The sequence below is a fragment of the Selenomonas ruminantium subsp. ruminantium ATCC 12561 genome, from assembly GCF_000424065.1.
GTDB lineage: Bacteria > Bacillota > Negativicutes > Selenomonadales > Selenomonadaceae > Selenomonas_A > Selenomonas_A ruminantium.
The window spans coordinates 65,004-84,377 of record NZ_AUJE01000004.1; the positions used below are offsets into that span (position 1 = coordinate 65,004).

Consider the following 19,374-nt stretch of genomic DNA (forward strand, 5'->3'; position numbering starts at 1 on the left):
TGTTTTACCCGTTATTGCTGCAAATAAGCATTGATTTCCTTTTGTACCTGACTTAAAGCACTGCTCACCGACAGCCTTTCCTGCACAATATGCTGCATCTTATGATCAGCCAGATTCATCGCCTCCCGATAACGGGAAAATTTCGGCTCGGTGATGGAATCATCTAAAACCTGACTGATGATTTGCAGATTCATCTCCTCACTGCCCGGGGTCGATGCCGTAAACAGTTCCTGTGCCCGTGGGGATTCCACCACATCACGGCGGGCAGGTACCCCCTGCGTCATGGTGAGCAGGGATTCCTGAATCACCGGGTCATAGCAAATGGTCTTTAAAAGCTCCCAGGACAGGCGTGGCTCACTTGTCCGGGCACTGATTCCCATAATCATAACCTGCATAATAGACGAATTATGCCCTGACGGCCCCGCCGGCAGTTTGATACAGTCCCATTCAAAGGAGCTGTATTTTTTTATGCGCCAGGGATAGGGCTTATAGGTACGGTATTCGGCAAACGTAAACGGGCGAAAGGCCACCTTCCCCATATCAAAATCCTTGGCCGTGACCTCCTGTCCCTGATTGACGGCATGCAAATCAACCATAAACCGCATTACTTCCTCCATATTTTGCGTGGTAAAATTTGCACTCTTGCCATCGTCTGCAAAGAGTTTCACCCCATTAGTCAGCGCTGCCTTGCGCCAGTTATAGTCATAAACGCCAAACTGATCCAGGCGGCCATCACCATCCGTATCGCGGGTTACAGCCTTGCAAATGCGCAAAAAATCCTGCCAGGTCCAGTCATTACGGGGAATGGCAATGCCCTCTTTAGCCAACAGGGTTTTATTCACAAACATCAGAGTGGGCACAGCGCCCACAGGCAGGGCATAGCTTTCCCCCTGCCAGCAGCCATAATCCAGCGCCATCGGATAAAAAACGTCCGGGTTGAAATTGGTATCCATGTCCATAAACCGCGCCAACGGTGCCAATGCGCCCATCGAGGCATATAAGGCAAAGTCCGTTCCCGGCACGACAAAAATATCCGGCTCGTCACCATTCAGCAGGCGTTCGGCCAGCCATTCCGAATAATCCTCCTTGCGAATACCGCTGACGTATTTGACCTTCACACCGGGATGCTCTGCTTCAAACCGCTTGATGGCCGCCTCCATCAAGGCATAGGGTTCCCCCTCCGGCACGTTCCAGTTGCTGCCGGCAAACATTCCTACCGTAAGCACTTTCGGACGCGTCAGATACCAACCCAAAAAACAGGTCAGGAACACCAGGAAAGCCAGATAAAGAGCAAAACCACGCTTCACGATACATCCACCTCAGCGGCCGCCAGCCCCGTCTGCACGGCCCAAATCGCCAGCTGCGTACGGTCACGCAGCCCCAGCTTGGAAAGGGTACTGGACATGCTGTTGCGCACGGTCCCCTCCGACAGCCGCAATCGCTCGGCAATTTCCTTATTGGAAAGGCCATGGCCTACCAAATGCGCAATATTGCGTTCTGTACGGCTGAGCCCCTCAGCAATCGGCCCTGTCTCTACAGCACTGTTTCCTTGCGCCATCTGATTGAAGAACTTCACCACTTTGGCGACAATGCCGGGGTTAATCATAGCACCGCCGGATACTACCGTCCGAATAGCGCCCGTGAGTTCCGGAACCGATACACCTTTTAACAGATAGCCGCTGGCACCATATTTCAACGCATTAAACACATATTCATCATCATCAAAGGTGGTCAGGATGATGATTTTCACGGCAGGATAGAGCTGTTTGACTTCCCGCGTAGCCTCCACACCATCCAATTCCGGCATACGCACATCCATCAAAATGACATCCGGCTGGCCATCTTTGAGCATATCCATCAAAATCTGCCCATTTTCCGCTACACCAGTCACTTCAATATCCTCATTCTGATCCAGTACAATCTTCAAGCTTTCCCGAATGAGTTCCTGATCATCGGCAATAACAACTTTTATCATGTTTATCCTCCCCATGATTATCCATTACATCTTGCCCATTGGGATAGTTGCCTCCAATGTAAAGCCCTTATCGCTCCAATAACGGAGCCGTCCGTGCAGCAGTTCCAGCCGTTCTTCCATATGCCGCAAACCAAAGCCCTGCTTGAGTTCTGCACAGCCTTCGCCATTATCGGCAATGATGATGTAGAATCTGCCCGGTTCCAATCCGCAGGTGACCGTCACTTTCGTGGCCCTGCCATGACGGCGGGCATTGGTGATGCCCTCCTGCACAATGCGGTAAATGACTTCTTCCTCATCTTCCCGCAATTTTTCTGGCCAGCCCAGTTCCACCAGCTGAATTTCGACACCGGATGAGGCAGAAAACTCCGCAATGACCTTTTTGATTGCCTGCTGCAGCGGCATTTTCTCCAAATCGTCCGGACGCAGTTTCTTAACCGAACGGCGGACATCCACCAGCCCATGACGGGCGGTTTCCCGGATTTTTTCCAGCTGCTTTTTCACCACGGCAGGCGCTGCATCCACCAGCACAATGCAGGCATCCACCCCGGCGGCAATCCCCGTTAAGGTATGTCCCAGCGTATCGTGAATCTCCCGCGCCAGACGATTGCGCTCACGCGTCTCAGCCGTGCGTTCGGCCTCCAGTGCAAAGGCACGCAGACGCACATTAGCTTCCTCCAGCTGCTGATTCAGAATGGCAATACGTTCCTTTTCGTGGTGCTTGCTCTGCACCAACAGCACCAGATACAGGACAAACAATACGATATTCAAGGATTGAAAGGCATTTTTTATCGCCAGCAAAACCGACTGTACCTCTGGCCGGTAATACGCCGCATACACATCAAAAGGAGCTACATGTCGCTGAAAAATGGCCATATTGTAATTCGCCATAAAGTAGAGCCCCAGCATGGCCACCAGCAGCAGCCAGCTTTGATTTTCCCCCTGATAGCGATGCATAAGGTCTGCCACCGCCAAGAGGACTATGCCATCATAAGCCAGATTAAGGCTTTTCATCAAGAGCATGCAGATACCGATTTCCGCAGCAAATATCAGCTGCCGCTGTCCCGATTCCAAACCGCCGTGCCGGTAGAGTTTCCCTAGAAAAAGCAACAGGGCATAGGCCCCCATGGACAGCCAAAAACCTTTCATCGCGGGCAAGGGCACAATGGGCAAAGTGGACAAAAATTCATGAGCACTCATGGTGCTGACAATCTTTTGCTGGGTAAGACACATAAACCCTGCCATCAGGAGCACAACCAGCCCATTATACAGCCCCAAAAGCCCATAGAGCCATTCCAGCCGCCGCTGCTCCGGTGTATAGCTCCCCATCATCAATCCCATCCTCTCAAACTTGCCCCCAAATTCTCCTTGGTTATCAGCTGGGTTGGCAGACGCATCAACTTGGGTACCTGCTCACCCGCCAGTATCTTATAGGCCATTTCTGCCGCATTGCGGCCCAAAGCTCTGGGCGACTGCCCTGCTGTGGCCATCATATGCCCACCCGCTATCATTTCCTTGGTTTCCGGCACACCATCTACGCCATAGACCAGCACCTTATCCAGCCGGCCAACGGTCTGCAGTGCCGCCATAGCCCCCATAGCCGTTGGGTCGTTCAAGGCCATGACCACATCGATATCCGGATGCCGGGCGAGCATTTCCTGCATCGCTGGCATGGCCAATTCCAGCTGTCCCCGGCACTCAGCTCGATCAACCACTTCAAAGTTTGGATTAATCGCCAAGCCATCTAAAAATCCCTGAATTCTGTCCACAGAAGAACGGGCCTCGGAATGCTGGAGCAGGGCGATTTTGCCGCCGGCTGCATGCGCCAGCAAATGCTCAGCACATTGCTTTCCAGCCAAATAATTGTCCGACACCACTGTAGCAGCCACAGAATTTTCATCTTCCACATTGGTATCTACCGCAATGACCGGCACATTGGCCTCCTGTGCTAATTTCAAGGCCGGCGCTATGCGCTGCCAGTCCACCGGATTGATAAAGATAAGCTCTACGCCGCTTTCAATAAGTTCTTTTACCGCTTCTTCCTGTCGTTCCACCGACAAGGCCGGGTCGCGGGATATCAGAACATCGCCCCGCCGGGTCACTTCCATGCGGATTTCTTCGTCCACAATTTCGTAAAAGGGGTTATTCAGCGTCATATACACAGCACCAAATTTATGCCGATGCTCCGCCTGACGCAGGGAATAGTCTGTCTGCATGACCTGCCACATGACCAGAGCCACCAAAAAGAGCAGCAAAATCCCCATCACGCTCCAAAATAACCGTTCCCCCCGCTCCATACCTGCAAACTCCGCCTTTCTCCGTCAATATCAATCAAATTATACCGCGTACCAAAGTATTTTGCTATAGGCAGGACTATCCCGACAAAAAAATTCTCAATATAGCACAAATGTCCTCGTATTTTCACGACAAAATGTGATATAATAAGAGATAAGACTCATAATGTTTTAGGAATGTATGTGTAGTAGAAGACTTTTATTTTAGGAGGAATGAAAAGCATGGACATTAAGTACGATGTAGCAATCACTTCCATCGGCAATCTGGCTAGAACCTTTCTGACCAACAACAACAGCGCCATTCTTTTGGACGAAGGCATCCGCCCCAACCTTTCGGATATGGTACTGGAACACACGCCCGGCAAATTGGAAGAAGACATCAAGAAGGGTGACAAGCTTCTGATGGGCGGTATCAAATACACCATCGAAAAAGTCGGTGACGATGTCAATCAAAACTTGCGCGAAGAAGGTCACTGCACGCTGGTATTCAACGCTGAAGGCTCCATGCCCGGCCAGATTATCCTCAAAGGTCCAGCCCTGCCCGTACTGACGGTCGGCGCACATATTACCTTCACGAAGAAATAATTACAAAAAATCTCAGGACTGCGGAATCGCAGTTCTTTTTTCATGTCACTTAGCAGGATTATGACCTTGTCAGCACGAAGTTATTCCTAGTTTGTAATGTCAATCGGGTTCCTGAATATTATTTGATGCTTTCGACATACATGAATCTACGGAGGAGAGGACATGGGGATTTTTTCACGGAAGATATCACTTTGTGCCCTGTTATTCCTTTTGCTGAACATTTTTCTGCCAGCCCGCATGCTGGCGATGGAAGAATTAAAAGTCGGCTACGTGCCGGGCACAGGATTTTTAGATGAGGACAAGCCGGGTCATATGCGCGGAAACGGCTATGAGTATATGGAATTTCTCTCCGGTTTTTTGGGCGCCAACTTTTCCTATATTCCCTGCGTGAACTGGTGGGAAGCTGGTGCAAAACTGGAAAACCACGAAATCGATCTGCTGCCCGCAATGCCCGGGAATTACCGGACACTCCCCTTTGCCGTGCGCACGGACCACGTCATTGCCCGCTTTCCGATGGAATTGGTGGTACAGGATGATTTTAGCGGCGGCCATGTACACCTGGGCACACTGGACTACAACTATCCCACCCCCAATCTAAGCAAAGCCGCCCAAGAGCACGGCTTCACCTATGAACTCGTCACCTTCAGCGATCCTACAGATATGAAACGTGCCTTTGATGCCCACCAGCTCGACGGCTATGTTCACCCCCTGCTCCATCCGGAAAAAAATGGCCGTGTACTGGCCCTCTTTGACCGGGTCAGCTATCGTCTGCTCGTCCATCGTGACCGTCCGGAACTTTTGGCGAAACTGAACGCGGCTCAAGACAACCTGCTCCTGACCCAGCCCAATATTCGAACCCGCCTCAACGATAAATACGAACGGGCCAAGGGTTTTCCGCTGGTGCTCTCACCAGCCGAGAAAGCTTACCTGCAGGAAAAGGGCACGTTTCATGTAGCGGTGCTGATGCGGACAAAACCTTACTTCTACCAGGATGAACAGGGAAACTGGAGCGGTGCCACCCAGGCTTTACTAAACCAACTGGAACAAGATTTAGGCGTCGCGATTGAACTGGTGGAAGTCAACTCGGCAGATGAGCTGCGCCACCTGATTACCCGTGGGACAGTGGATTTCGTGGCCGATGTCCCCTGTGATTTCAGCTGGCTGGACAACTTCGGTCTCATGCCTACCCAGTCTTATTTGGAAATTGGCTATGTCCCCATAACCCGTCATGGTGCACCAAGGTCTCGCGCCCCCAAAGCAGCCGCGGTCGAGGGAAATTTTGAGACAGCCGCCTTCATCATGACGCAATATCCCGGCGAGCAGATTATCAGCCGCAACAGTTGGGAAGAATGTTTTACGGCTGTCGGCAGCGGTACTGCCGACATTACCTATGCGCCCCGCGCCACAGTGCCCTATCTGATGGAAGCTGTATCGGCTTACAATCTTTCTGCCGACACCGAAAGCGTTTTTTTGGAAGCCATCAGCCTTGGTGTAGCCAAAGAAGCCAATCCCCTGTTGTGGCAGATACTCGATAAGGAAATCAATCACCTGCCACCGCATCTGGTGTCGGAGTCCCTGAGCCAGACCGCCCACGAAAATGTCCATCAGTTGAATCCTGTCTATCTGCTTTACCACTATCCCCTGCAGGCAGTCCTCATGATTTTCCTGATTATGGGACTCATTGCGGGCACGATTTACTACCGCGCCCGCAGGCATGACCGGCAGCTATCCGAATTGGAGCAGCTGGCCTGTACAGACAGCCGCTATCAACTCCCCAATCTGCGCTATTTAGAACGGCACCGGGAGCAAATTCTCCGCCGAATCCGGCGCGAACAAAAATCCGTTCACGTTTTTCTGGTTCTCTTTGCCGCCAGTCCAACCAAGGAAACGGCCTTCCACGACCGTCATGCTTTGGACGGACCATTAAAAGAAGCCGCCCGCCTGCTTGCCGGTAAAGACTGGACAGCCGAAATCGCCGCCGGCACCATGACCGGTGAATTGCTCTGCCTCTGCATAGCAGACAATCCCCAAATGATGCTGAATCTGGCAGCAGAATCCATTACCGATTTAACGCCTGAAGCCCCAAACATCATCTGGCACGCGGGATTCTGCCCACTGGCCGGCTTTTCCCTGGCACAGGTGGAAGAAAATGCAGCGCTTGCCTGTCAGGAAGCCAAAGAAAAAAATATCCGGGCAAAACTTTGGCAAAACGCCCATTCTTGATGTGATTTAGGAGGAATTGACATGAGTAAATTACCCGTTATTTTAATCGTGGATGATGATGAAATGAATATCGTCATGGCCAAGAGCATTCTGGAAATGAAAGTCCGTGCCGAAATCCTGACGACAAGCAGCGGCAGTTCCTGTCTGGGCATACTCCGCCAACGGAAAGATCCTGTCGACCTCATTCTGCTGGACATCGCCATGCCCGGCATGGACGGCCTGCAGACCCTCGCGGCGATTCGCAATGACCCCAGTCTTCGGGACAGCAAGGTCATCTTCCTGACTGCCTCGGCCGACAAGGAAACCATTGTCAAGGCCAGCCAGCTGAAAATTGCCGATTATGTCAAAAAACCATTTATCCCAGAGGATTTAATTACCCGGGTTGAAAAACACCTCAATTCGCCCATTGAGCCCCCAAAAGTCAATGACATGTTCAAGGATTCGGATAATATCGGCTTGTAAGCCGACCTATCCGGCAGAAAGGAGCAGGCATTATGGGTGTTCATCACTTTATCCTCCAACTGGTCAACCGCCTCCTCAAAATTTCCTATCTGCGGGCAATCCGGGAAACCTTCTGCGCCCTGATGCCGGTCATCGTCCTGCTGACCCTCATTGATATGGCAGGCTGCCTATTCTGTGACCCAACAGGGCCTGTACTTGGCGATGAAGGACTGGGAATCGGCACCTTCCTGACCGACGGACTCCATGATGAAGCCTATCGAGAATCCGCTTTCTATGCCACGATGACCCAACTGCGCAACTGCCTGAAAGTCACCGTGCTGATAAACTCCCTGCTCTTTTCCCTTGTACTGACGAATAAGCTGGCCCGCCTTTGGCATGGAGATGTTACCGCCTCCGTTGTCTGCACCGTTTCTTCCTATCTATTCCTATTGGCCGGATTTAACGGAAATTTGGCCAGTCTGTCCACCTACTTTGGCGGACGCGCCTTTTTTCTGGCTCTGCTTATCGCCACAGTCAGTGTCCTCGTATTCAGCCGCCTTGCCCGCCTCCGCTGTCTGCACCTGCCCGTTCCCCAGGGGATGCCGCAGGCAATGCAGCAATCCATGATTCTGTTTATCCCGCTGGGACTGACGCTGTTTTCCTCGTTAATCACCTCCTTTGCCTGGCTTTCCGTGGAGCAGTCCATACATTCCCTGCCCTCCCTCTTGCAGGGATATTTTGGTGCAGATATCGCCCAAATCCCGGCAGCTGCCATTCTATATGAATGTCTGCGCCGGCTCCTTTGGTGGTTTGGACTCAATGGCAGCAGCCTCACCTTTTTCTGGAACGAAGCCTTCTATATCCCCGCCCAGCTGGCCAACGAATTAGAAAACAGCAAATACATCTTCACGATTGAATTTTTCGATGCCAATTCCATTTCCCTTTTGGGACTGGCCATTTCCGTATGGGTATTTTCCTATCGGGAAAAACTGCGCCAGCTCTCGGCTTACAGCCTTCCTTGCCTGCTGTTCTCCATCAACGAGCCTTTCCTCTTTGCCCTGCCCATCGTCCTCAATCCGCTCTTTCTCATCCCCTATCTGCTGGCTCCTATGCTGAATGTCTACATCGGCTATCTGGCCATCGATTTTGGTATTGTCCCCCTGTTCCACTACAGCGTAGATGCCACCGTCCCTGTACTCTTACAGGGCTGGCTCTCCACCGGAGATATCATGGGCGCTGTCCTACAGTTGGTATGGCTCAGTCTGGATATTGTCATCTACACCCCCTTTGTCATCATGTTCAATATGCTGACCAGGGAAGAAGATGCCATCGAGGAGGCGAATGCGTATGAAGCCTGACAGCCATGAGCTATTGCGACGGCGATTTATCGCCTTTGCGCTTTTGCAGGCCTTTCTCCTCTGTCTGGCCATCTTTCTTTCCATCAATTATTTTGGTTCCGATATCTGGTCACGGCGGGATTCCGTTGGCCTGATTCTCGCCAGCGCCAAAGACGCTCCGGGATGGCCACGGGATATGCGCCTGGGCCTGCAAAAAGCCTGTCAGAACCGGGGATACACCCTCTACATCGAAGATCACGTAAACAGCGATGACAATAGTCTCGCGCAGGTCACGGAAAAACTGGTCAAAAAAGGCGTCAAAAAAATCTTTTTAGCCAATCCCGGCTATCAGCGCAATCTGGAAAATATCGCGCGCCAATATCCGCAGGTGGAATTTTATGCCAACTCAGTCGGCGAAACCATTTCCGCCAAAATCTTCAACTACTCTGTCCGCTACTACGAGGTACGCTATCTGGCTGGTATTTTAGCCGGGCTCCATACCCGGACAGGCATTGTCGGGTATCTGGCCCCCTTTCCCGCCTTGGAAACCCGCCGGGACCTCAATGCTTTCGCCCTGGGGGTGCAAAAAGTCCGCCCCGATGCCCGCATTCTCGTGCATTGGACAGGACAATGGATTTCTGCCGAAAAGGAACGCCAGGCCCTCTATCTGCTCAAACATGAAAATACCGATGTCATCACCTATTTTGCTGCCTCCCAACAGCTTTCACGCGAAGCTGCTGACTTAGATCTGGATTACATTGATTTCCATACGGCAGGGCTGACCATGCCCCCGCACTGTATCGCCGCACTGGAAACCAACTGGACAAAAGTCTATGATGAGCTTCTCCGTACGCATACCGCAAAATCTACAGCTCATGTCTATTGGCAGGGAATGCTGGATAACGTAATCACCCTGCGCCTGTCGCCGGAACTTACGCCGCGGGAAGAAGCACTGGTTCTCCGGGCACGGCAGGAACTCTTGCAGGGATATCCCGTCTTTTCTGGAAATATTGTTGACCGGGATGGCCATAGCCGCTGTCAGGAAGGCGCAGTCATCGCCAACAGCAGCCTGCGGGAAAAAATGGACTGGCTGGTGAAGGGAGTGGAAATCATTGAAGCAAAATAATATGCCGGAAGAGGCCCCGAAAAAAAGAATGCTCACCTTCACCCTGCACCTTATGGGCCGCTTTTTGCTCTTTTTCGCCATTCTGCTGTTCATCGGCTTTGCCCTGCATAGCAAAATGACGGAATCCCTCAACCATGAAGCGGAAAAATTCAGCACCCGTCAGGGAGAACTGCTGTCCTTCGTCTATCACAATCTGTTCCGGGCAGAAATGGCGGAATTAAATAAAGCCGCCAACCTGATTGCTGCGGGAAAAATCACGCCCACGGACGGCGTGCAGGCCATCAGCAGCCAGGGGCAACAGGGCGGACTTTTGGACATCAACGGCAACAGCCTCATTGGCATTGCCCTGCCTGAAAAAGCACGTCTGCAATGTGCCCGCACCCTGCAGGGTGAACCCAGCTGGCGCTATTACAAAGATATGGGGCTGGTCGCCATGGTTCCGGTCTACGAAGGGCCTGCCGTCCGTTATGTCCTCTGCAAGCTCTACACCGATACCGGTCTGCAGGATGGCACGTCCCCCTTCCACTTTTCCGCCCAAAAGGAGGACGAAAAAGTCCTGCTTTACGATACGGCCACCCAACAGGTAATCGTCCCCTTCCAGGATTATCGGGAAAGCCCCTTCTATGATGCAGCCAAAAATGCACCATTAGGGCTGGACAAACTGCTGGAAAAACTAAGCAGCGGCCAGGAAGCCGATGTATCTATTTTTGACCCGGATTTGAACGCCGACTACATGCTCTCTGCGGCCCCCATCCCCGACACCCCATTTCTTGCCATCGGCTATCGGGAATGGCGTTCTCTGATGACCGGCATCACCAACATTCACCTGATTGTTCTCTGGGTCTTCGGTCTGTTGGTCGTATTGTTCTGCGTATTCATCCTCTACAGCTTTGCCAATCAGGTCGCCGCCGAGGAAAGCACTGCCCTGCGGGAAGCACGTGACGAAGCCCTGCGGGCCAATCAGGCAAAAAGCGAATTTCTCGCCAATATGAGCCACGAAATCCGTACGCCCCTCAACGCCATTCTGGGCATGAACGAAATGATCATGCGCAATGCCCGCGGCACCATGAAAAAATATGCCTTCAACATCAAGAGCGCCGGTGATACCCTGCTGTCCATCATCAACGATATCTTGGACTTTTCCAAAATCGAATCCGGCAAAATGGAAATCGTGCCCGTCAGCTACAGCCTGAGTTCTGTGCTCAACGATGTGTACAACATGGTCAGCTACAAGGCTGGGCAAAAAGGGCTCGCCTTCCACATGGAAGTTGACCCCCATATCCCCGATGCCCTATGCGGCGATGAAGTCCGCCTGCGGCAAGTGGTCGTAAATATTCTCAACAATGCAGTCAAATATACCCCCAAAGGTTCCGTGACCTTCAAGGTGCAAGCTGCAGATAATCTGCCAGATGGACAGCTTGTTCTGGAATTTATCACTCAGGACACCGGTATCGGCATCCGTGAAGAAGATAAAGCCAAACTCTTTGCCAAATTCCAACGGCTGGATTTGGAAAAGAACCGCAATATCGAAGGCACAGGCTTAGGCCTGGCCATCACCGTACGGCTGACGGAAATGATGCAGGGCAGCATAGCCGTAGACAGTGTTTATGGCGAAGGCAGCACCTTCACCATCCGCCTGCCCCAAACAGTAGAAAAAGATGACCCTATCGGCGATTTTAATGCCCGCATCGAAGCGGCTCTGCGGGAAGAAAAAAGTTACCGGGAAAGCTTCACCGCCCCCGCAGGCAAAATTTTGGTCGTGGACGATAACGACATGAATCTGACCGTAGTGCAAAGCCTGTTGGAAAAAACACAGCTGCAAATCCATACCGCCAGCAGCGGCAGGGAATGCCTGTCCAAAATCGCCCAGGAACATTACGACATCGTCTTTCTTGACCACATGATGCCGGAAATGGACGGCATCGAAACCCTGCAACGGGCCAAAGCCCTGCCGGACAGCCAATGCCTGCATACACCATACATCGCCCTGACCGCCAATGCCGTAGCCGGCGTCAAGGAAATGTTCCTCGAAAAAGGCTTCGACGATTATCTCTCCAAGCCCGTAGACGGCAAAACCTTGGAACGCATGGTACAAAAATACCTTCCCCCGGAAAAGATAAAACCTGCAGGAGAAAGCACCGATTCTCCTGCAGAAGAACAAATCGACCTGCCCACCGCCCTCAAATACTGCGGCGGCAATGAGGAAATGCAAAAAAAATTCCTCACGATGTTCGTTTCCCGCCGGGGAGCCGTAGCCAAACAGCTAAACGACGATTGGGAAACGCAAAACATCGCAGATTACACCACCCATGTCCACGCGCTGAAATCCACCTCCCTCTCCATCGGCGGCATAAAACTCTCCGAAGCCGCCAAAGCTTTAGAAATGGCAGGCCGAGCCTGCTGTAACGGCCCCGAGGAAGAAAAGGATCGTCACCTGCAGTACATCAGGGAGCATCATGGCGAAGCCCTTAAACTCTACGCAAAACTGGCCGCTGAAGCGCAGGAACGCTTTGGCATAAGCTGACATTTTTTTATGTATACACGCAAAAACATAAAAAATCCGGAAGTTTTACGATTATATCCGCAAAACTTCCGGATTTTTACTTTTCATATGCCCGCAAACTATCTTTTAATACTTTGGCTATCTCCTGTCTCACCCCTGCCGGTGCTAAAATTTCAACATGCTCCATATACTGTAATGCCCAATATTTTATCGCACATTCATTGCATTTGACTGTCACCAGTATATCCCCATTCTTCAAAGGCTTTACCGAAAAATCCTTGCCGAACCAGTCAACCAGCTGGTCCATAAGGTATTTTCCCGTCTGAAATTTTACCTCGATGGTGTCACCGCCAAACATATAGATATGCTCCGCCATATGTCTGGGCAGGTTATAGCCACGAGCAAACTCAGCCACCAATGACTTATTCTTAACCGGCTTGTCTACTATAGCCACCTTTTTCATCTTATCAATGCGGTAATGGGATACATTGTCGTGAGGCTCCGTATTGCCAATCAGATAATACCAGCCATTGCATACCACCATTTGATAAGGATTGACAACATACGGCTCATCCCGCTTGGGCACCAGCTTAAACGAAGTGTTGTAACTGTTATAGATAAATTTCACCTGCCGCTTTTTTTCAATAGCATCATTTAACACCTCGACATTCTTCATCACCACGGTATTATCTGAATGCCGCATTTCCGGCAGATTCGCAATGTGTTTGACTTTTGCTTGAAAATAACGGTTTCCCTGATTAACCAGTTTTGTGATTAACCGCTTCGCCTGACTCTGCGATACTCCCTTCGCAGATAATACACCGTCAATCAGCAAACGTAATTCTGCATCGTCAAAATCCCGTTCCTGCAAATAATAGCCCTTATCCGCAGCGATTTCGTAGCCCAGTTCCTTTAACGAGTCAATATTCGCCCGTACCGAGCGTCTGTCACAGGTCATGCCATATTTTTTTTCCAATAACTGAATCATCTCCATTTGCGTCAAACGATGATTCTCATCCGTATATTCTTTCAGAATCTCCAATATCAGCATATTGAGCATTTTCTTATTGCCTGTCGCGTACATCATATCACTTCCTCTTTGCCTTTGTTCTAGGCAAAATCCTCCAATTCTTCATGTTTTCTGATTTTATTTTAGCAGATGAGATGTACAAAAAAATGTACCTTGTGCCTGCTAAAATAAGCATAAGATGAATCACCACAACAGAAAAGGAGGCGTTTGCCATGTTATTTTATCAGGTAAAGGTTGCTTGTTCACTCGTTGATAATGGCAAAATGCAAAAAAACTATGAAGAATCACAGAACGCTTGGCACAGGCTAATAGAAGATATAAATGATACGCTCGAAACGGACGCCAACGAATCAAAAATATTTATGACCATTTACAAGGCTTCCCCGGAGGAACTATTCTTTATTGCCGTTATTGATTCTCTTGAATCCCCCTCATCTAAAACTCTACTTAAATTTTTGGCTGACTGTGTCAGCGAAAAATATGGACTCTCCCTGCAAAGAAAAGCACAGATGAAGGAAATCTCCCCTAAAGAAGCAAGAAAGTTTTTAGAAAACAGTTCTCATTTTATTAGCCGCAATCGCTATTGGGACAACGACAATTATAGTCTTGATTATTATAACAACAGAGATTTTCAAATCACAGAACAAATTTTTGATAATTTCCCCACCAACTTAAACGCTGCCCTTGAAGATGCCCATACATTTATACCGGATAAAACCTTGTTGGAGGAAATCAAGCGTATCTATACCCCCACTCATCCACACAAGTATCAAGGTCATCCTGTACACTATAAACTCTCTGCTGATAATAAAAATTCCGCCTTGCAGCTTGCCACCTGCTTATGCCGCAACCTTTACGCCAATCAACGTCTTGTAAGCCGTTGCATCAGTTATATTTCCGATATTACTGAAGGCTGTTTTAACGATTCGAATATCGAGTCTATTTTCCGACAAAGTGCAGGCGGTACTATTGTCATAGAACTTACGGGAAGCAAAGAAGAACATCAAAACTACACAACTTGTTATGAGGAAGTCGTAAATTTTTTCACCGAAAAAATCCGTAAGTATCAACGGAATACCCTCTTTATTCTTGTGGAAAACACACATAATCCCGGCTTTACACACAATTTAATCAGCTCACTACAAGAGGAAATGTTCTTTATTGAAATAAAAGAAGGAACGGGTAATCGGCAAACAGCAGCAAAATATCTGCAAAAATTATTAACTGATGGCAAGATCTCCTATAACACCGAGCAGATAGAATACGTTTTAGGTGATAAGACTGTATTTCGCCCCTCCGATATTTATCAGATGTATGACCGGCTCTATCGAAATAACTTACGTAACAACGCATACACAGCATATAAAGAAGTCAGCCGGGTTACACTTTCCGTCAAAAAGCATGCTGAAAAAGACGCATACAGCCGCCTGCAATCCATGATTGGCCTGCAGGAAGTCAAAAAAGTTATCGAAAATATACTGGACACCTTCCGCGCGCAAAAAATACGTTCTACTATGGGATTAAACCAGTTCCGCCCCAATATGCACATGGTCTTTACCGGCAATCCAGGGAGTGCTAAAACCACGGTAGCCAGATTACTGTCAGAAATTCTTAACAGTGAAGGTATCCTATCATCCGGTGAATTTGTGGAATGTGGCCGTGCCGATTTGGTTGGCAAATATGTAGGCTGGACAGCCCCAACGATAAAGAAAAAATTTCGACACGCCGAAGGCGGGATTTTGTTTATTGACGAAGCCTATTCGCTTGTTGATGACTGTGATGGCTCTTACGGAGACGAAGCCATCAATACCATCGTGCAGGAAATGGAAAATAACCGCGATGATACCATTGTTATATTCGCCGGCTATCCCGATAAAATGGAAAGATTTCTCGAAAAGAATGAAGGTCTGCGCAGCCGTATCGCCTTCCATATTGATTTTCCCGATTACACACCCCAGGAACTATTGGATATCCTGCATTTGATGGCCAGCGAACAGGAATTGACGCTCGGTGCAGGTATAAATGAAAAATGCCGCGAAATATTCAACAAAGCCAGCCAAACAGACAACTTCGGCAACGGCCGCTTTGTACGCAACATGCTGGAACAAGCACAAATAAAACAGGCCAGCAGAGTTATGCAGGAATACAATGGAAAGGAAATTGACCGCCATATACTGTTGGAACTGAAAAAAGAGGATTTTGATGTAAATGTGGCGAAACAGTATAAATCCAACAACAGAACACTTGGTTTTGTACCAAATTCATAAGCAAGAAGAGGATAATTTCATGAGAGAAAGATCTATACAAATCCGCAAAGCCATGACCTGGCTCCGCCAATGCGATGATGCCGCCTCCCCTCACTTCAATATAAAAACGGGAAGATGGTCTTTAGGCAAAGGAAAAAAACAAACAGAATCCTATTATTTAGAAAAGATTATACAAGATTATATCGGTATGAAATTAAAATTCCGCTATCAATGGCATGGAGAAATCATCACACGCCATGTCTTTGCCGAGGTACTGGAAGACATAATCTACCGTTATGATGATTTCAACATTACCGGTTTTGAAGAAGACTACAATATACAGCAACGCAAATGGCTGATGTTGATACAGAATAAGATTAAGCTGCTAAAGTCCGGAAAGGTGATTTCTCATGCGTAAAGAACTAAAATACACCTATAGCAAATGGCCGCCAAAGAAAGGCGTATCCAGTGAAAAAATCCCTCATTTCTGCAAAAAATCAAATGAATGGCGATGCATGGTAAAGGGATTCGATGATAAAAATTATGAAGAACGCGGTCCTATCGAATGGGTAATGGCTGAATTTGTACAATATAACGAAACATATGATTACTACATAGAAGAAGATATCTGCCAATGCGATTGGCCAAATCATTCGCATACATTTAGCGATGTGCTCCAAGATGTACTATATTGTCCACAACATTTCACGGTGGGAGAATTTACAGAGCAGTATAGCCAACAACAGCTGAACCTAATCCATGCTTTGAAAGAAAAATTATTATCCAGTAAAAAAGCGAGATAAAAAATTTACTGATGAATCGCAAAATGACCTCCTGACAGTTCATTTTTGTCAGGAGGTCATTGCTACAAAACGTACACATATCACAAAATTTTCTCATCAACTGTCACAAGTGAAAAATATATCGATTATCTTAAATAAACCAATATGATCTATCACGTCCAATATCCGGGAAATTTTTTAATATATCTTCCATCCTATACCCTGGATTTTGAAGCATCCATTGCTTTATGGTTTTAATCAGCGTGGTAACATTTTCTACTGACCGTAATTTGCCTGCATCAACATCCACTTCCACCACAGCATCATATTTGGTCAAAATGTTATTTTTCCGTCCATGCCCCAGCAATAATTTCCCCTTAAAATTTATCATGCAATTAAACATAATATTAGGATAGTGCATTATCACTGGACTATCATGTACCTTTTTGGGTTTTACCCCCATGTAATTCGGGTAAAGCCATTCATTATCGCCTGTATGAATAAATACATCTTTCAAGCAACAGCCAATTTCATTTAATAAAAAGACTTCTGTAAGACCTTGCCAATTCCATTGGCTGATTCTATTTGGCTGCAATGGCGCGTTATCTATTGGGAACCAAGTGGTCAAATAGCCTTCCAGTGAATCATTCCGTGGAGTATTTCTCCAAACACTCCACGGAACAGTCGCTCTTTTTCCTGTACAGCTATTCTGGTAAAAAATTAAATCGTACGGCTCTCCCTTTAGCAATATCACGGTACTAAGCGGAAAATCTGGCAATTTCATTTTTCCGTCAATACGTACATATTCGCCACTATCGATAAAATTCATGATTTCAACCTCCTTATCATGTATATCTTCAATATACCATTAACAATGTACAAAAAAATGCACATTGTATTCCCTATAAAAAAAACTTAATAAGAATTAAGGAGGCAATTCCATGTTCTTATTTAACACTTACCATTCCGCACACCAAAAAAATATGATAAATGGGAAAAGGAAAATGAATGAACGATAAAAATATGCACGCTGAGAGTGTGAGAGTGTAAACTCCAGCGTGCATATTTTTATGCTCTATGTTATTTTTAGATTACGCAATCGCTAACCCCAACATCAATCAACATTTTTGCAAATTCACCGCCATTTATCAATCGAATAGGTAAAGAGATATTTTGAATACTCTGCTGAAGAGCTGCTTGCTTTACTTCTGGCGAATATTCATCACAAGATGATATTATCCATGCAGCGCAGGTATAATTATTTTTATCAACGCCATCAATATAATTTTTAATTTGAGTTATCGCCCAGTTGTCGTTCTGAATACCCTCGTAATGCTTAGCCTGAATATAAACCACTAGATTAAGCCTTGAAAAAGTTGCTATAACGTCAGCATCGCCATCATCAGGCTTGTTGGAAGCATTTTTTGGTGGGATATATACATCGTCTGCTCCCAGTTTCTTCATGTACCATTCAACGAGTAGTTCAAATTTATCTGGAGTAATTTCTTTTTGGATTAACTCCTTCAATGATTTGCTCAAGTTATCCGATACTGTTGTGTAAAAATTTAGTGGCTTATTATTTTTTATATCAGCAACAACATTTTTTACATCATCAGCCAAATCATTCAAATTTCCGTTGGTTGCGCGTGATTTCAAGCGTTTTGTCAGGGCACTTTTAAGGAACTGAGCTCTAGGAGCAAATTCAGTTCCATTACTGTAATGAGTAATGGGCGATACTTTTATAAAGAAGCCTAAGTCGTATTCTTTACCGTCACTATCAGAAATTCCTGCACCATCAAAAACAACACCTTTACCATTCCAATCCTTGATGCTGTCAATGATGTCACGCGGCAAATTGTTAATTGATTTTGCCGTTTCCAATACTTCGTATACAGCAAATGTTCCCCACGAAGGAATAACTACCCAATCGCCCACTGCAAATCTAGAAAAATTCCACAAAAACCAACGATTACGGCTAACTTTGTTATAGATCTCTTGAAAAATTTCATTGTATTTTTCCTCATCAATAGTACCTGCCTTAATCTCCGCAACGACTGTACCATACTTCGGCAAGAGATCACCAAATCCTATGGTCATATATCCTTTTTCCAAAAGAGGATAAGACACACGCGCCTCATAGCTGATACGATGAAACCAATAATTCATATCACATCTCTCCTTTCAAAATCATTCTTCCACCACAAAGCAACTCCAACTATCAGCATACTGAAGTAGCAATGTCAATTTTTCCTCACGAGTTGCCACGCTTCTGTTATCTTCCACATACTGCCCATCATGGTAGGCAATCGCCTGCACTTCTTCCTCTGTGAGCGGGAAACGTGGCGTAATGAGATAGAGGCTTCTAATCGGCACGCTAAGATAGGTCAGTTCATTATTAAAACGATAAGGCGGATTGGCTGCATAACCATAAGCTTTTTGCTTCGGTGTCGGTTCATTTTTGATGTACTGCGGATTCCCCGGCATCCCTGCTTTGCCCAAATCATGCAGGAGTGCCACGATAACGCAGCTCTCGTCACTTATTTCCGGAGTCAGCGTGCTTTTCAGTTTCAGCATGGTTTCGGCGACATTTACACTATGTTCTAAAAGTCCCTGTTCATGGCACAGATGAAACCTTGTCGAAGCTGACGCTGTCAAATATTCTGTCTCATTTTCGATATACGACATCAGCTCCTGAAACTCCTCCTTCCTGTCCATAACTTTATCCTTCAATTTCTGATAGCGCTTCATCAAGTCCATAAGTAATGCTCCTCCATTTTATCAATCATGGTTTTATTACTGTTGGTACAAGCATAGCAAAACATATGTACAAAAAAA

The 19,374-nt window shown here is 47.5% G+C and carries 17 protein-coding genes; 9 read left to right on the forward strand and 8 right to left on the reverse strand.

Annotated elements, in window-relative coordinates; genetic code table 11:
• Positions 1–11: 11 nt before the first annotated feature.
• The 4 genes from G598_RS0103085 to G598_RS0103100 are packed head-to-tail and all read right to left on the reverse strand — an operon-like array spanning position 12 to position 4,269.
• The gene (locus G598_RS0103085) at positions 12–1,307 is read right to left on the reverse strand and encodes an ABC transporter substrate-binding protein (protein WP_026765700.1); all 1,296 of its coding nucleotides are present in this window, start codon (positions 1,305–1,307) and stop codon (positions 12–14) included.
• Positions 1,304–1,975, reverse strand: a complete 672-nt coding sequence (locus tag G598_RS0103090) for a response regulator transcription factor (RefSeq protein WP_026765701.1) — start codon at positions 1,973–1,975, stop codon at positions 1,304–1,306. Before G598_RS0103090 ends, G598_RS0103085 begins: the two co-directional genes overlap by 4 nt.
• A 24-nt stretch (positions 1,976–1,999) precedes the next feature.
• Positions 2,000–3,313 carry a sensor histidine kinase gene (locus G598_RS0103095; protein ID WP_245582742.1) on the reverse strand — a complete coding sequence of 438 codons (1,314 nt, stop codon included), beginning with the start codon at positions 3,311–3,313 and terminating at the stop codon, positions 2,000–2,002.
• Positions 3,304–4,269: a sugar ABC transporter substrate-binding protein gene (locus G598_RS0103100; protein ID WP_026765703.1), complete on the reverse strand. Its 966-nt coding sequence runs from the start codon at positions 4,267–4,269 to the stop codon at positions 3,304–3,306. The genes G598_RS0103095 and G598_RS0103100 overlap by 10 nt, the downstream gene beginning before the upstream one ends.
• Positions 4,270–4,488: 219 nt before the next feature.
• On the opposite strand from G598_RS0103100, the gene G598_RS0103105 reads away from it, so the two are divergent.
• The 6 genes from G598_RS0103105 to G598_RS18440 all read left to right on the forward strand — a co-directional run bounded on the left by G598_RS0103105 (position 4,489) and on the right by G598_RS18440 (position 12,502).
• On the forward strand, positions 4,489–4,851 hold the full coding sequence (locus G598_RS0103105) for a PTS glucitol/sorbitol transporter subunit IIA (RefSeq protein ID WP_026765704.1): 363 nt from the start codon (positions 4,489–4,491) through the stop codon (positions 4,849–4,851).
• Positions 4,852–5,061: 210 nt separating this feature from the next.
• Positions 5,062–7,074, forward strand: a complete 2,013-nt coding sequence (locus tag G598_RS0103110) for a type 2 periplasmic-binding domain-containing protein (protein ID WP_211221483.1) — start codon at positions 5,062–5,064, stop codon at positions 7,072–7,074.
• A gap of 21 nt (positions 7,075–7,095) precedes the next feature.
• Positions 7,096–7,536 (forward strand): response regulator, encoded by a 441-nt coding sequence (locus G598_RS16885; protein WP_051179858.1) that lies wholly within the window; start codon positions 7,096–7,098, stop codon positions 7,534–7,536.
• 32 nt (positions 7,537–7,568) lie between these two features.
• Positions 7,569–8,873, forward strand: a complete 1,305-nt coding sequence (locus G598_RS0103120) for a PTS transporter subunit EIIC (RefSeq protein WP_026765706.1) — start codon at positions 7,569–7,571, stop codon at positions 8,871–8,873.
• Positions 8,863–9,978 (forward strand): BMP family ABC transporter substrate-binding protein, encoded by a 1,116-nt coding sequence (locus G598_RS0103125; protein ID WP_026765707.1) that lies wholly within the window; start codon positions 8,863–8,865, stop codon positions 9,976–9,978. The genes G598_RS0103120 and G598_RS0103125 overlap by 11 nt, the downstream gene beginning before the upstream one ends.
• Entirely contained in the window at positions 9,965–12,502 is a 2,538-nt protein-coding gene (locus G598_RS18440) for an ATP-binding protein (RefSeq protein ID WP_051179862.1), read from the forward strand. The genes G598_RS0103125 and G598_RS18440 overlap by 14 nt, the downstream gene beginning before the upstream one ends.
• A gap of 76 nt (positions 12,503–12,578) precedes the next feature.
• Here the strand turns inward: G598_RS18440 and G598_RS0103135 are convergent, their stop codons facing one another.
• A complete protein-coding gene (locus G598_RS0103135) occupies positions 12,579–13,568 on the reverse strand; it encodes a helix-turn-helix transcriptional regulator (RefSeq protein ID WP_336433142.1) in 990 nt (329 codons plus the stop codon).
• A gap of 155 nt (positions 13,569–13,723) precedes the next feature.
• On the opposite strand from G598_RS0103135, the gene G598_RS18445 reads away from it, so the two are divergent.
• The 3 genes from G598_RS18445 to G598_RS0103150 are packed head-to-tail and all read left to right on the forward strand — an operon-like array spanning position 13,724 to position 16,560.
• Positions 13,724–15,778, forward strand: coding sequence for an AAA family ATPase (locus G598_RS18445; protein ID WP_051179864.1), 2,055 nt, complete (start codon positions 13,724–13,726; stop codon positions 15,776–15,778).
• Positions 15,779–15,797: 19 nt separating this feature from the next.
• A complete protein-coding gene (locus G598_RS0103145; RefSeq protein WP_026765709.1) occupies positions 15,798–16,175 on the forward strand; it encodes a hypothetical protein in 378 nt (125 codons plus the stop codon).
• Positions 16,168–16,560: a hypothetical protein gene (locus G598_RS0103150; RefSeq protein ID WP_026765710.1), complete on the forward strand. Its 393-nt coding sequence runs from the start codon at positions 16,168–16,170 to the stop codon at positions 16,558–16,560. The genes G598_RS0103145 and G598_RS0103150 overlap by 8 nt, the downstream gene beginning before the upstream one ends.
• 130 nt (positions 16,561–16,690) lie before the next feature.
• Here G598_RS0103150 and G598_RS0103155 read toward each other — a convergent pair whose 3' ends face one another.
• The 3 genes from G598_RS0103155 to G598_RS0103165 all read right to left on the reverse strand — a co-directional run bounded on the left by G598_RS0103155 (position 16,691) and on the right by G598_RS0103165 (position 19,296).
• Complete coding sequence (locus tag G598_RS0103155; RefSeq protein ID WP_026765711.1) at positions 16,691–17,368, reverse strand: hypothetical protein; 678 nt, start codon at positions 17,366–17,368, stop codon at positions 16,691–16,693.
• Between the two features lie 257 nt (positions 17,369–17,625).
• Positions 17,626–18,705, reverse strand: coding sequence for a restriction endonuclease (locus tag G598_RS0103160; RefSeq protein WP_026765712.1), 1,080 nt, complete (start codon positions 18,703–18,705; stop codon positions 17,626–17,628).
• 21 nt (positions 18,706–18,726) lie between these two features.
• A complete protein-coding gene (locus G598_RS0103165) occupies positions 18,727–19,296 on the reverse strand; it encodes an HD domain-containing protein (RefSeq protein WP_026765713.1) in 570 nt (189 codons plus the stop codon).
• Positions 19,297–19,374: the final 78 nt, after the last annotated feature.

Coding starts and splice junctions, on each gene's coding strand:
- G598_RS0103160 (WP_026765712.1), bottom strand. CDS start 18,705: ATGAATTATTGGTTTCATCGTATCAGCTATGAGGCGCGTGTGTCTTAT.
- G598_RS0103120 (WP_026765706.1), top strand. CDS start 7,569: ATGGGTGTTCATCACTTTATCCTCCAACTGGTCAACCGCCTCCTCAAA.
- G598_RS0103105 (WP_026765704.1), top strand. CDS start 4,489: ATGGACATTAAGTACGATGTAGCAATCACTTCCATCGGCAATCTGGCT.
- G598_RS0103090 (WP_026765701.1), bottom strand. CDS start 1,975: ATGATAAAAGTTGTTATTGCCGATGATCAGGAACTCATTCGGGAAAGC.
- G598_RS0103155 (WP_026765711.1), bottom strand. CDS start 17,368: ATGAATTTTATCGATAGTGGCGAATATGTACGTATTGACGGAAAAATG.
- G598_RS0103150 (WP_026765710.1), top strand. CDS start 16,168: ATGCGTAAAGAACTAAAATACACCTATAGCAAATGGCCGCCAAAGAAA.
- G598_RS0103100 (WP_026765703.1), bottom strand. CDS start 4,269: ATGGAGCGGGGGGAACGGTTATTTTGGAGCGTGATGGGGATTTTGCTG.
- G598_RS16885 (WP_051179858.1), top strand. CDS start 7,096: ATGAGTAAATTACCCGTTATTTTAATCGTGGATGATGATGAAATGAAT.
- G598_RS0103145 (WP_026765709.1), top strand. CDS start 15,798: ATGAGAGAAAGATCTATACAAATCCGCAAAGCCATGACCTGGCTCCGC.
- G598_RS18445 (WP_051179864.1), top strand. CDS start 13,724: ATGTTATTTTATCAGGTAAAGGTTGCTTGTTCACTCGTTGATAATGGC.
- G598_RS0103135 (WP_336433142.1), bottom strand. CDS start 13,568: ATGATGTACGCGACAGGCAATAAGAAAATGCTCAATATGCTGATATTG.
- G598_RS0103095 (WP_245582742.1), bottom strand. CDS start 3,313: ATGGGATTGATGATGGGGAGCTATACACCGGAGCAGCGGCGGCTGGAA.
- G598_RS0103125 (WP_026765707.1), top strand. CDS start 8,863: ATGAAGCCTGACAGCCATGAGCTATTGCGACGGCGATTTATCGCCTTT.
- G598_RS0103165 (WP_026765713.1), bottom strand. CDS start 19,296: ATGGACTTGATGAAGCGCTATCAGAAATTGAAGGATAAAGTTATGGAC.